This window comes from Falsiroseomonas tokyonensis, from assembly GCF_019024325.1.
Lineage (GTDB): Bacteria > Pseudomonadota > Alphaproteobacteria > Acetobacterales > Acetobacteraceae > Falsiroseomonas > Falsiroseomonas tokyonensis.
Genome location: NZ_JAFNJS010000001.1, coordinates 1,076,403 through 1,089,087, shown reverse-complemented (window position 1 = coordinate 1,089,087; position 12,685 = coordinate 1,076,403). Strand labels below are relative to the sequence as shown.

General features: G+C 70.7%; 12 protein-coding genes. 3 read left to right on the top strand and 9 right to left on the bottom strand.

What is annotated here, in order from left to right:
- The first annotated feature begins 97 nt into the window (after positions 1–97).
- Complete coding sequence (locus tag J3S20_RS04930) at positions 98–601, top strand: c-type cytochrome (RefSeq protein WP_216835128.1); 504 nt, start codon at positions 98–100, stop codon at positions 599–601.
- Here the strand turns inward: J3S20_RS04930 and J3S20_RS04925 are convergent.
- From J3S20_RS04925 to J3S20_RS04895, 7 genes are read right to left on the bottom strand one after another with little or no spacing between them, the layout of a single operon-like run.
- Positions 595–984, bottom strand: a complete 390-nt coding sequence (locus tag J3S20_RS04925; RefSeq protein ID WP_216835126.1) for a hypothetical protein — start codon at positions 982–984, stop codon at positions 595–597. The two genes, J3S20_RS04930 and J3S20_RS04925, sit on opposite strands and share 7 nt — an antisense overlap.
- Complete coding sequence (locus tag J3S20_RS04920; protein ID WP_216835123.1) at positions 981–3,512, bottom strand: cbb3-type cytochrome c oxidase subunit I; 2,532 nt, start codon at positions 3,510–3,512, stop codon at positions 981–983. The genes J3S20_RS04925 and J3S20_RS04920 overlap by 4 nt, the downstream gene beginning before the upstream one ends.
- Positions 3,509–4,510 (bottom strand): cytochrome c oxidase subunit II, encoded by a 1,002-nt coding sequence (gene coxB / locus J3S20_RS04915; RefSeq protein ID WP_216835121.1) that lies wholly within the window; start codon positions 4,508–4,510, stop codon positions 3,509–3,511. The genes J3S20_RS04920 and coxB overlap by 4 nt, the downstream gene beginning before the upstream one ends.
- A 58-nt stretch (positions 4,511–4,568) precedes the next feature.
- Positions 4,569–5,174 carry a cytochrome c3 family protein gene (locus tag J3S20_RS04910; protein WP_216835119.1) on the bottom strand — a complete coding sequence of 202 codons (606 nt, stop codon included), beginning with the start codon at positions 5,172–5,174 and terminating at the stop codon, positions 4,569–4,571.
- On the bottom strand, positions 5,171–7,735 hold the full coding sequence (ligD, locus tag J3S20_RS04905; RefSeq protein ID WP_216835117.1) for a DNA ligase D: 2,565 nt from the start codon (positions 7,733–7,735) through the stop codon (positions 5,171–5,173). The genes J3S20_RS04910 and ligD overlap by 4 nt, the downstream gene beginning before the upstream one ends.
- The gene (gene ku / locus J3S20_RS04900) at positions 7,735–8,670 is read right to left on the bottom strand and encodes a non-homologous end joining protein Ku (protein ID WP_216835115.1); all 936 of its coding nucleotides are present in this window, start codon (positions 8,668–8,670) and stop codon (positions 7,735–7,737) included. Before ku ends, ligD begins: the two co-directional genes overlap by 1 nt.
- A gap of 23 nt (positions 8,671–8,693) precedes the next feature.
- Entirely contained in the window at positions 8,694–9,188 is a 495-nt protein-coding gene (locus J3S20_RS04895) for a YciE/YciF ferroxidase family protein (RefSeq protein ID WP_216835113.1), read from the bottom strand.
- Between the two features lie 178 nt (positions 9,189–9,366).
- Between J3S20_RS04895 and J3S20_RS04890 the strand changes: the two genes are divergently transcribed.
- Both J3S20_RS04890 and J3S20_RS04885 read left to right on the top strand, forming a co-directional pair.
- Entirely contained in the window at positions 9,367–10,239 is an 873-nt protein-coding gene (locus J3S20_RS04890) for an SDR family oxidoreductase (RefSeq protein ID WP_379793631.1), read from the top strand.
- A gap of 13 nt (positions 10,240–10,252) precedes the next feature.
- Complete coding sequence (locus J3S20_RS04885) at positions 10,253–10,498, top strand: hypothetical protein (RefSeq protein WP_216835111.1); 246 nt, start codon at positions 10,253–10,255, stop codon at positions 10,496–10,498.
- A gap of 88 nt (positions 10,499–10,586) precedes the next feature.
- Here J3S20_RS04885 and J3S20_RS04880 read toward each other — a convergent pair whose 3' ends face one another.
- Together J3S20_RS04880 and J3S20_RS04875 are read right to left on the bottom strand one after the other, a co-directional pair.
- Entirely contained in the window at positions 10,587–11,450 is an 864-nt protein-coding gene (locus J3S20_RS04880) for a hypothetical protein (RefSeq protein WP_246602262.1), read from the bottom strand.
- A 48-nt stretch (positions 11,451–11,498) separates the two neighbouring features.
- The gene (locus tag J3S20_RS04875; RefSeq protein WP_216835109.1) at positions 11,499–12,626 is read right to left on the bottom strand and encodes a glycosyltransferase family 4 protein; all 1,128 of its coding nucleotides are present in this window, start codon (positions 12,624–12,626) and stop codon (positions 11,499–11,501) included.
- Positions 12,627–12,685 lie beyond the last annotated feature (59 nt).

Below are 12,685 nucleotides of genomic sequence, written 5' to 3'. Positions count from 1 at the left end.
TCCGGATGGATGGTCGCGCCGTATCCGGGCTACGCCCCAGCGCGGCTTTGGTTCCCCACCGCTGCAACCGCGTCGGGCCTTTCCACGTTGCCCCCGCATGTCCCAGCCCCCTCGCGGCCCCGCGCTGCCCGCCCTGCTCGCCGCCGGCGCCCTGCTGCTCGCGGCCTGTGGGGAGGAGGCGGTGCCGGCCGAGCTGCGGGTCGCGGGCGGGGATCCGGCGCGCGGACGCATCGCCATCGCCGCCCATGGCTGCGGCGCCTGCCATGTGATCCCGGGCATCGAGGGCGCGGTCGCCTGGGTCGGCCCGCCGCTGATGGAATGGGCACGGCGCGGCTATGTGGCCGGGCGGCTGCCCAATGCGCCCCAGAACCTGGTGGCCTTCCTGCAGAACCCGCAGGCGGTCTCGCCCGGCTCCGCCATGCCGGCGCTGCCGCTGCAGCAGGATGAGGCGCTGGACATCGCCGCCTATCTCTACACGCTGGGCCAGGCGCCGGATGTGCCGCCGGGCCAGCCCCTGGCACAGGGCGAGGCCGGGACGCGGCCGGAGCCGCGCATCCGCCCGCGGCTGGACCGGCCGGAGGGGCGGCCCCTGGGTCAGTAGCCCACGCCGCAGGCCGGCAGCACCAGCGACGGCGCCGCCTGGAACAGCACGGCCAGCAGCGAATAGCCGGCGACCGCGGCGGCGAACCAGCTGGTGAAGCGCGGCTCCGCCTGGCCGCCTTCGGTCACCGGGCCACCCAGGCCGCGCGTCGCACCGCGCAGGATCAGCAGCAGCGGCACCGCCACCACCAGCGTCGCCAGGCCGATCATCATGGGCACCCAGGGCAGGCCGAGCAGGCGCGCACCCTCGTAGCCCCGCTCGCAGGCGAAAGCGTTGATCGCGTAGATCAGCGTGAAATGCAGCGCCCAGAGCGCCAGGCCCCCGGCGCTGGCCAGCACGGCGACGGTGGCGCGCGGTCCGCGCGACGCGGCATGGCCGCTCATGGCAGCAGCCTCGGGAAGCCGTGCAGCAGCACGATGCCCACCGCACCCTGCGCCACCGTGTAGAGCCAGAACAGGCGGGTATTGTCCAAGGTCAGGCGCCGCTGCCCGCCCAGCTTGCCGGCCAGCGACCGCGCCAGCGTGTAGCTGCCCATCAGCAGCGCGATCAGGACATGCGCCACCTGCCAGACGAACAGCCCCCAGGCGCTGGCGCCATAGGCATGCAGGGTCGGCCAGATCGGCCCCTGCCACAGCGCCCAGCCATCCGCCAGCATCCCGGCCGTCAGCAGACCCAGCCCCGCCAGCAGCGCCAACCGGTGGGTCCAGCCGCGGCCATCGTGCAGCGTGGCGGAGGCCACGACCAGCGACAGCGCCGCGCCGCCATAGAGCGCCAGCGCCGTGACGCCCCAGCCCAGCGCCGGCAGGCCCTGCCCCGCCGGCGGCCACATGGCATCGCCATTCACCAGCCAGAGGAACAGGTAACTGCCGATCAGGCAGGCATAGGAGGTGCCGCTGACCAGCATGGTGCAGACCATCGCCCACCAGGAGGTGGTGACGGGACCCGTCGCATGCGTCGGCAGCACGATGCCGCCGCCGATATCCACGCGCTCCGGCCCCACAGGGCCGAAATCCGTGCCGTGCCAGACCCAGCCGATGAAGCCGGCCAGCGCGATCAGGAAGAAGACCGCCGCCGGGATCAGGAAGGGCCCGGTCAGCGCGAGGAAGAAGCCTGCGGTGCCGACGGCGGCCACCACATGTCCCCAGCCGGGCCCGGCGACGAAGGCGATGTATTGCGGCGTCGCCTCCGCCGGGCTGCCGATCAGCGCCTCCCGCCGCCCTGTTGCGGCAAAGGGCAGGAAATGGCCGCCCGCCTCCACCTGCCGCTTCAGGTCGGGGTCGTGCCACAGCGGGTAGCGGTCGCGCACCAGCGGGATGCTGCGCAGCCCGTATTCGGGGCTGTCGAGCCATTCCATGGTGCCGGCGTTCCAGGTGTTCTCCTGCCCCTCCTGCCCGCCGATCCGAAAGTTCTTCACCACATCCACCAGCAGCACCAGCGCGCCCGCCGCGAACATCGCCGCGCCGATCGAGGAGAGCAGGTTCCACAGCTCCAGCCCGAAGCCGGAGGGGAAGGTGTAGATGCGCCGCGGCATGCCCATGAAGCCGCTGATATGCATCGGGAAGAAGGTCAGGTTGGTGCCGAGGAACAGCAGCCAGAAGGCGGTCTTGCCCAGCCGCTCCGACAGCTGGCTGCCGAGCGCCGGCGCCCAGTAGTACAGCGCCGAGAACAGCGGGAAGACCATGCCGCCGATCAGCACGTAGTGCAGATGGGCGACGATGAAATAGGTGTCGTGCGCCTGCCAGTCGAAGGGGGTGACGGAGACCATGACGCCGGTCAGCCCGCCGAGGGTGAAGATGAACAGGAAGCCCAGGATGAACAGCGCCGGCGTGGTGAAGCGGATGCGCTTGCCCGCACTGGCGAAGGTCGCGATCCAGGCGAAGACCTGAAGGCCGGAGGGGATGGAGACGGCAAAGCCCGCGGCGGCGAAGAAGGACAGCGACAGCGGCGGAATGCCCGTGGTGTACATATGGTGCACCCACAGCCCGAAGCTGAGGAAGCCGGTGCCCACCAGCGCCGTGACCACCATGGAATGCGCAACCAGCCGCGCCTGCGCCATGGCCGGAACGATCATGGAGACCATGGCCGCCGCCGGCAGGAAGATGACGTAGACTTCCGGATGGCCGAAGAACCAGAACAGGTGCTGCCACAGCATCGGGTCGCCGCCGCGTTCCGGCAGGAAGAAGGGCCAGTCGAAGGCGCGTTCCAGTTCCAGCAGCGTGCTGGCGATGATCACCGCCGGGAAGGCGAAGATCACCATGGCGGCAAATACCAGGATGCCCCAGGCATAGATCGGCATGCGCCCCAGCGTCATGCCCGGCGCGCGGCAGCGCAGGATGCCGACGATCAACTCGATGGCGCCGGCGATCGCGCTGATCTCGATGAAGCCGATGCCCAGCAGGTACATGTCCGTGTTGATGCCGGGCGAATAGGCCTTGCTGGTCAGCGGCGGATACATGAACCAGCCGCCATCGGGCGCGATGCCGAAGAAGATGCTGGCGTAGAACAGCAGCCCGCCGATCAGGTAGATCAGGAAGGCATAGGCGCCGAGCCGCGGAAACGGCAGTTCGCGCGCGCCGAGCATCGAGGGCAGCAGCGCGATCGCCACCGCCTCCACCGCCGGCACGGCGAAGAGGAACATCATCACCGTGCCATGCATGGTGAAGACTTGGTTGTAGGTATCCGGGTTCACCAGCGTCAGCCCCGGAAAGGCCAGCTGCGCGCGGATCACCAGCCCCAGCAGGCCGGCCAGCAGGAAGAACAGCAGCGCGGTGGCGATGAAGAGCGGGCCGATGAGGCCGTTGTTCACCTCCGAGAGCGCGCGCCAGCCCGGCGGCTGGCGCCAGATGCGCTTCAGCTCGGCGAGTTCGGCCTCGGGCCGCGGCAGCGCATTGGGGGTCGGGATGTCGCTCACCGCAGCGACTCCATCCAGGCCGCGACCGCGAGCAGATCATCGCCCGGAATGGACCGGCCGAAGGCGGGCATGGCATTGCCCGGCTTGATGTCCTGCGCGCCGGCGACCCAGCCGGCCAGCGTGCCGCGATGATTCTCCAGCGCGCCCGCGGCGAGCGAGAGGCGCGAGCCGATGCGGGACAGGTCCGGCCCCAGCTTCGCCTGCCATTCCGTGCCGCGCACCGTATGGCAGGCACCGCAGCCGGCCTCGCCAAACACCTGCATGCCGCGCGCCTGTTCGGGCGTAGCAGGCGGCGGGATGGGCGCGCGCTGCAGGGCCAGCCAGGCGTCGAATTCCGCCGGTTCCTGCGCCACCGCATAGAAGGCCATCAGCGTATGCTGAACGCCGCAGAATTCGGTGCATTGCCCGCGCATCACGCCGGGCCGGTCGGCGCGGATGCGCTGGCGGTTCACCCGGCCCGGAATCATATCCATCTTGCCGTGCAGATTCGGGATCCAGAGGCTGTGGATGACGTCGCCGGAGGAGAGCAGCAGCTCCACCTCCCGTCCCACCGGCAGGCGGAGTTCGTTGGCGGTGACGGCGCCTTCGCCCGCATCCGGGTAGCGCACTTCCCACCAGTATTGCCGGCCGATCACCTCGATGCGCAGCGGGTTGTCGCTGGTCGGCAGCACCACGGCGCGGGAAACGCCGAGGCTGTAGACCAGCAGCGCGATCAGCGTGACGGTGGGGAAGATGATGCCGCCGCCGACCACGAAGCGGCGGTTGCCGAAGGCCTGGCGCACGCGCGCGGGGGCGATCAGCGCGAAGACCAGCAGGCCCATCACCAGGACGAAGATGGCGGTGCCGCCGATGAACAGCACCCAGGTGAGCACGGCGATGCGCGCCGCATGGTCGCCCATGGGGTCGAGCGGCGTCTGCACGCCGCTGCAGGCGGCGAGCAGCAGGCAAGCGCCGCCCAGGCTCAAGGCGGCCCGGCAGCGTCCCGGCGTCTCCGACATGCAGCATCCCCCGTCCTTGATCGGGCAACGCGGTGTGCCCGGGACGGTTCCGTGCGGATCAGCGATGGCAGGTGGAGCAATTGGCCAGCGGCGGCACCTCGACTCCGAATTGCGCATGGCTGGCCGCCACCAGGGAAGCGGATTGCGGCGTCGCCTCCCGGTGGCAATCCAGGCACCAGCCCATGGACTGCGTTTCGGTCTTCACCGTGCGCGCCATGGTCTCCACCGGGCCGTGGCACTGCGCGCAGGTGACGCCGGCGCCGATATGCGCCGCGTGCTGGAAGCGCACATGTTCCGGCAGCCGATGCACGGAGGACCAGGTGACGGGCCTGCCCAGCGCCAGCGCCGTCTGCAGCGGCGCGAATTGCGCGGAGACGTTCCAGACCTGGCTGTGGCAGCCGAGGCAGGTCTCGGCCGTGGGCATGCCGGCATCGGCCGCCTGCTCGACCCCCGCATGGCAGTAGCGGCAGTCCAGCCCGATCTGGCCGGCATGGATGGCGTGGCTGAAGGGAATGGGTTGCGCGGCCGGCGTGCCGACGCCCCAGGTGCCATCCGAACGGCTGAGGGCGAAGCCGACGGTGGCCGCCAGCACCAGCGCGGCGGCGCCGATGATGCCGAAGCCGCGCAGCAGGCGGTCGGCGCGCGGGGAGAAGAGCTGTTTCATGCGGCGCGGGAGACCTTCTCGATGGCGTCCCGCAGGCTGCCAGCGGCGGCGGCGAAATCCGCCCAGGGATCGGCCGGCATCTTCTTCGCGGCCAGCAGACCGGCGAGGGTCCAGCCGGCGGGGTCCAGCCCCTTCTTCACCGCCGACCAGGGAATCGGACAGGCCACCGGCGCGCCGGGCCGCGCGCGCGGCGACCAGCTGGCAATGGCGGTGGAAAGCCGGTCGTTGCGCAGGTAGTCGAGGAAGATGCGGCCCTTGCGCGCCTTCTTGGCCAGCGTCGTGGTGTAGAGCTTCGGCGCATCCCGCTCCATCATCGCGCAGACCAGGCGGGCAAAACCCTTGGCCTCGGGCCAGCCGGGGCCGCCCTTGCCCTTCGGCGGCGCCAGCGGCACCACCACATGCAGCCCCTTGCCGCCGGTGACGCGGGCGAAGGGCGCGAGGCCCAGCGCCTGGATGCGCTCGCGCAGTTCCCGCGCGCCATCCAGCACGCGATCGAAGGGAATGCCCTCATCCGGGTCGAGGTCGAAGACCAGCCGGTCCGGCACGCCGGGCGCATCCGCCTTCGCGCCCCAGGGATGCAGCTCCACCGCCGAGACCTGCGCCAGCGCGGCAAGGCCGGCGGCATCGTCGATGCGCATATAGGGCTTGGCCTGGCCCTCCACCTGCACGGCGCCGATCAGGGGCGACTGGCCGGGCATCGCATGGCGCTGGAAGAACAGCCCGCCGGTGATGCCATCCGGCGCCCGCAGCAGCGACAGCGGCCGTCCCGCGACATGCGCCAGGATGCGATCGGCAAAACGATCAAAATAGGCGGCGAGATCCGCCTTGGTCAGCGCCGGCGTCTTGGCCGTCTCCGGCCACAGCACGCGGTCCGGGTGGCTCATGCCCAAGGGGGCTTTCGCCGCGGGCCTGGTCCGCGGCGCGGCGGGCGCCTCCGGCTCGGGCGGCGGCGTCACCGATTTCGCCGGCTTGTCCTCCCGCAGCCCCTGGAAGCTGGCATGGCGCAGCAGGCCTTCCTCGGTCCAGCCGCCATAGGCGACCTCCGCCACCAGCTCAGGCTTCACCCAGACCACGTCGCTGGTCTTGGCGGGCTTGCCGGTGAAGGCGCTGCCGCGGCGTTCGAGGGGCGTGAGGCGGGACACCAGGTCGGTCGCGGTGGCCGCCGAATAGCCGGTGCCGACGCGGCCGAGATAGGCCAGCTTGCCGTCCCGCCAGGCGCCGACCAGCAGCGCGCCGAGCCCATGCCCGCGCACGCCCCGGCTGAAACCGCCGATGACGAATTCATCCCGGCCGCGGCACTTCGACTTCACCCAACTGTCGCCGCGGCCGGAGGCATAGGGCGCGTCGCGGCGCTTGGAGACGATGCCCTCCATCTCCAGCCGGCAGGCGGAGGCGAGCACGGCCTCTCCCGGTGCGGGGAAATGCTCCAGGTAGCGCAGCACGGCGCCCTTCGCCGGCAGCATTTTCCTCAATGCCGCCTTGCGTGCCTCCAGGGGTTCGCCGCGCAGGTCGCGCGTGCCGTCCTGCAGCAGGTCGAAGGCGAAGAAGACCAGCGGCGCGGTGTTGGTGCCGGAGAGGAAGCCCTGCAGCGTCGGGAAATGCGGCTGGCCCTGCGCATCCAGCGCCGCCGCCTCTCCGTCGATCAGCGCATCCGGCAGGGCCTTGGCCGCCTCCGCGATGGCGGGAAAGCGATCGGTCCAGTCGAGGCCGGTGCGCGTGCGCAGCGTGGCGCGGCCACCCTCGATGCGCAGCTGCAGGCGGTAGCCGTCTATCTTCAGCTCATGCAGCCAGTCCTTGCCGGCCGGTGGGGCGGAGACGAGGCGGCAGAGCTGCGGTTCGACGAAACGCGGCACGGCCGCGCTGGCCTTGGCCTTGGGTGCGGCCTTCGTCTTCGGCGCCGGCTTTGGCTCGACCTTCGTCTTCGGCGCGGCCTTCGCCTTCGCGGCCGGCTTCGCCGGTGGCGCCGCGCCCTTGGCGATCTCCGCCAGGGTGCGGCCGCTGGCGATGGAGGTTTCGGCCCGCAGGACGGCATCGCCCGCGCCGGGCGTCGCCATGCTGTCCTTCTCCTTGATCAGCAGCCAGTTGTGGCGAGGTTCCGGCTTCGCGCCGCGGCGCGGCTTCATCCGCACCAGCACGAAGCCGCCCTTCAGCCGCTCCCCCGCCAAGACGAATTTCAATTCCCCCTTGGCCAGGTCTTCATCCACGCTGTCCGGGTTCAGCGGCGCCCAAAGGCCGCGGTCGAACAGCTGCACCGTGCCGCCGCCATATTCGGCCTTCGGGATCGTGCCTTCGAAGCTGCCATAGTCCAGCGGATGATCCTCGACCTCCACCGCCAGGCGCTTGTCGGCGGGATCGAGGGAGGGGCCGCGGGTGACGGCCCAGGACTTCAGCACGCCGCCCCATTCCAGGCGCAGGTCGTAATGCAGCCGCGTCGCATCATGCCGCTGCACCACGAAGCTCAGCCGCTCGCCCTGCTTCGCCAGGCTTCCCTGCGGCTCCTGCGTGCGGCCGAAATTGCGCTTGGCGCGATAGGCCTGCAGCGAATCGCCGGCGACCGGCATCAGCGGGACGCGGCGCGCTTGCGCGGCGGCGCCTTCTTCGGGGGAGACTTGGCGGGGCTCTTGGCCGGCGCCTTGGATTTCGCCGCGGGCTTCGCGGCCGCCTTGGCTGCCGGCTTCGCCTTGGCGCGCGCCGCCACCTTCTCCGGCGCCGCCTTGCCGGACGAACCCTCCAGGCTGCGCCGCAGCGCCTCCATCAGGTCGATCACATTGTCCTCGCGCGGCGGCGGGGCCTTGGTGCCGCCGCCATCGCCGTCACGCTTGCTCTCGATCAGCGCGCGCAGCGCCTCCTCGTAGCGATCGGTGAATTCGGAGGGGTCGAAGGGTCCGGCCTTCTGGGCGATGATGCGCTCGGCGATCTCGATCATCCCGGCATCCGCCTTGCGGTTCGGGATATCTTCGAAATACTCCTCCGCCTCGCGCACCTCGTCGCGCGTGCGCAGCGTGGTCACCAGCATCCCGTCGCCACGCGGCTCGATCGCCACGATCCGCTCCCGCGTGCCCATCACGACGCGCGCCAGCGCCACCTTTCCAGCCTGTTCCATGGCGGTGCGGATCACCATGAAGGCATCCACGCCGGCCTTGCCGTCGGGCACCAGGTAGTAGGGTTCGTTCCAGAAGATGCGGTCGATCGCCGCCGCATCGACGAAGCGCTCGATGTCGATGGTGCGCGTCGATTCCAGCCGGACGGATTTGATCTCCTCATCCGTCAGCAGGATGTATTCGTCCTTCTCGATCTCGTAACCGCGCACCAGGTCCTTGCGCTCCACCTCCTCCCCATCCGCATCGAAGACCTTGGTGCGGATGCGATTGCCGGTCTCGGGATTGATCAGGTGGAAGCGCACGTCATGCGCGCTGGTCGTCGCCGGGAACAGGGAAACGGGGCAGGACACCAGCGACAGCCGCAGATGTCCGCCCCAGCTCGGCCGCGCCGCCATATGCCCCGCTCCCCTGCCTGCCGTCAGGCCGCCTTCAGCACGTCCTTGTGGATGGTCTTGGTGGCCATCTGCGTCAGCAGCTTGTCGGTGGCCTTCTCCTCATCGAGCGTCGCCTGCAGCAAGGCCACGATCTCGTCCTGCTTCTGCAGCCCCGCCCAGGTGACCAGCGTGCCGTAGCGGGCCATCTCGTAATGCTCGACCGCCTGGGCGGTCGCCACCAGGCCCGCATCGCGCACGGCGCTCGGCTCGGAGAATTCCTCGAGCAGCTCCTCGCCTTCCTGGATCAGGCCCTGGATCGCCTCGCAGGTCTGGCCCTGCGCCCGCTTGCCGAGCACCTGGAACACCTGCTGCAGGCGCTCCACCTGGCCTTCGGTCTGGTCCTTGTGCGTCTTGAAGGCTTCCTTCAGTTCCTCGCTATGCGCCGCGCGGGCCATCTTGGGCAGCGCCTTCAGGATCTGGCGTTCCGCGTAGTAGATGTCCTTGAGGGTCATCAGGAACAGCTCGTCCATCGTCTTCATGGGATGTCTCCGGTGGGGCTGGCGGTGCGTGGGAAGTCTGCCGTCGCAGCAGCCCCAACGCGCCGGCGGGCCGGAGTTTCGACCGGCTTCCCAAGATTCCCGCCCCGGCGCCTTCCGGCCACGCAAGCAACTGCCGCGACCTCGGCCGTGTTCAGCCCCTGTCACAGGAGGCCCCGCCGTGTCCGACACATCGAAACACCTGCAACCGCCGCAGCACCAGGACCGCCAGCCCGGGCTGGAATCGGAAATGACGCCGCGCCCGCGCTCCGCCATGGAAAACTGGCGCGCCGCCGGCAAGCTGACGGGCCGCACCGCCCTGGTCAGCGGCGGCGATTCCGGCATCGGCCGCGCGGTGGCCATCGGCTTCGCCAAGGAAGGCGCCGATGTGGTGATCCTGCACAAGGAGGAACCGCAGGACGCCGAGGATACCCGCGCCCGCATCGAGGCCGAGGGCCGGCGCTGCGAGGTCATCGCCGGTGATATCGGTGACGCCGCCTTCTGCCGCGATGCCGTGGCCCGGGCCGCGCAAATCCTCGGCGGCCGCATCGACATCCTGGTGAACAACGCGGCCGAGCAGCACCCCTGCAAGGATTTCGCCGAGATCCCGGACGCGCAGGTGGAGCGCACCTTCCGCACCAATATCCTCGGCATGATGTGGCTGACCAAGGCGGCGCTGCCGCACATGCCGAAGGGCGGGTCGATCATCAACACCACCTCCATCACCGCCTACCAGGGCAGTGCGGAGCTGATCGACTATGCTTCCACCAAGGGCGCCATCGTCGGCTTCACCCGCAGCCTGGCCAAGGCGATCTGGGAGGATCGGCGGATCCGCGTGAATGCCGTGGCGCCGGGCCCGATCTGGACGCCGCTGATCCCCGCCTCCTTCGACGAGGAGCGCACGGCCCAGCACGGCGCCAGCACCACCATCGGCCGCGCCGGCCAGCCGGACGAGGTGGCGCCCGCCTACCTGTTCCTGGCCGCCGAGCAGGACAGTTCCTATTTCACCGGCCAGGTCCTGCACCCGAATGGCGGCACGGTGGTGAATGCCTGAGGAGGAGAAGGCCATGGCCAAGACAGACAAGCCTACGCCGGGCGCGCTGCCCGAGCGCCAGCCCATGCCGCAGGGCAGCAGCGGCACCGGCATTCCCGCCGGCACAGCCCGCTCCGGCACCGACAACCGCCCCGATATCGGCGACGAGGTCTCGGGCAAGCGCGCGATCCGCCAGGTGGCGGAGAAGAAGACCGAGGATTTGGCGCCCGAGGCCAAGGGCGGCGCCGGCGCCGGTCGGAAATGGGCCGGGGATTCCTGACCCGCGGTGCATGAAAAAGGGGCCGGTCCCTGCGGACCGGCCCCCTGAGGCCCCCCTTGCCCCGCTGGGGCAAGGGCTTTCGAAAACGTCAGGCCAGGCGGCGAGAGGCCATCAGCAGGCTCTTGCGGGTGCCGACGCGGGCGCCGATGACGCTGGCGGCGGCACCCAGCAGCAGCGTCGCGAACACCCAGTAGGAGCCGACGGCGGCGGCGCGGGCGGCGGCTTCCGCGGCCTCGCGCGCCCGCGTCTCGGCCTGCTGCGCCAGGCGCGTCGCCTCGGCTTCCAGCGCCTGGATGCGCTGGGTCGCCTCGGCCGGCGGAATGCCGAATTCCACCGCGGCCAGGCTGGCCAGGCGCTCGCGCGCCGCCGGCTCGAAGCTGCCGCTGGTCGCACGCTCGCTGATGATGCGCGTCATCTCGGCGCGGCGCTGGTCCTCGGTCAGGTTCGCCGGATCGCCGCCGCCCTGCAGGCTGGCCTGCAGCCGATCGACCAGCGCCTCCGGATCCGTCATCTCCGGCACCGCCTGCGCCGCGGCGGAAGCCGCGGTGCTGGCCGCGCCCTGCACCAGGGACCCGACGCCACGCGCGGCGCCGGAGGCCAGGTTGCCCAGCAGCAGCGCGGAGACGAGGAAGGCGACGGCCCAGACGGACAGGCCGTGCAGCACGCCGTCCGTATCATCCGCCGTGCCGGACAGTCGCGCCGCGACATAGCCGCCGCAGGCGAGCGCCAGCAGGTTGGAGACCAGCAGCCAGATGGCGCCGGCGATGCCGAAGCTGCCGGCGGAGGGCGTCTCGCCCGGGATCATCGGATCCACGGTGCTCGCGCCGATGGCGACGCCGAGGATATTGAGCATGGCGCCGGCGGTGACGGCCACGAGGCCGCCCGCGATGATGGCACCCCAGGAAACACGGGAAGGCAGCTTGTCGGCGGTGGCGACGATGGTTTGCGACATAATCTTTACTCCGAACACATCCGCCCAACGTGCCCGGATGATCGAAGTTCAGGCCGGTTCCCCGCGCCCCTCAAGAAGATCCATGGTGTGGCGCAGAACCCGCGCCTCGTCGAAGCGCTCCAGCGCCCGCGCGCGCCCGGCCGCGCCCATCGCCTGGCGCAGCGCCGCATCGCCGGCCAGGCGGGACAACGCCGCGGCGAGCGGCGCCACCTGCATCGGCGGCACCAGCAGCCCGGTCTCGCCATCCACCACCTGCTCGCGCGGCCCGCGGATATCGGTGGCGACCACCGGCAGGCCCGCCAGCATCGCCTCGATGATCGACATGGGCAGCCCCTCGAAATGGGAGGGCAGGGTGAAGACATCCGATGCCGCCAACAGCGCCGGCACATCGGTGCGATAGCCCAGCATCACCAGCCGCCGCCCGAGCACCGCCGCGGCGCGCTGGAAATGCGGCGTCAGGTCCTCCCCATGATCGCTGGCCAGCCTTTCGCCGGCGACCCACAGGATGCAGTTCGGCGGCGTCTCCGCCATCGCCGCCAGCAATTCACAAAACCCCTTGTGGCGAACCAGGCGGGAGATGGCGACCACCACGCAATCCCCCTCCGCCACCCCCATCTCGGCGCGCAGCCGGGCGCGGGCGGCGGGGTCCGGGTGGAAGCGGGCGGGGTCGCGGCCGTTCAGCACGGCGACGGGGTTGGGATGGATGCGCAGCCGCCGCGCATCCTCGGCCTCCTCCGCGCTGACGGTCAGGTAGGTGTCGGTGATCCGCCCGGCGGCGCGTTCCAGCGTCAGCGCCAGCTGGCCGCGCCACCAGGGGCCGGGTTGGTTGAACAGGAAGCCGTGGCAGGTATAGGCGATGCGCGGGACGCCCGCGATGCGCGCCGCGGTGCGCGCCAGCAGCCCGCTGATCGGCATATGGGCATGCACCAGGTCCGGCTTTTCGGCCCGCATCACCGCCACCAGCTCCGCCAGGGCGCGCGCCTGTCGCACCGGGTGCAGGCTGCGGGCGAGTGCCACCGGCACCACCCGGAATCCCTCCGCCCGCGGCCCCGCCAGCAGCGGCCCCTCCGCACACACCCCCACCACCTCATGCCCGCGGTCCCGCAGGCCGCGCATCAGCGGCAGGATGAAGTGCAGCAGCGCGAAGTCCACATTCGTGACTTCGAGGATCTTCACGATTGTGCCCTCAGGCGCCGGGCGGTCCCTCCGGGGCCTTGGCTGCGCGCCACTGGGCG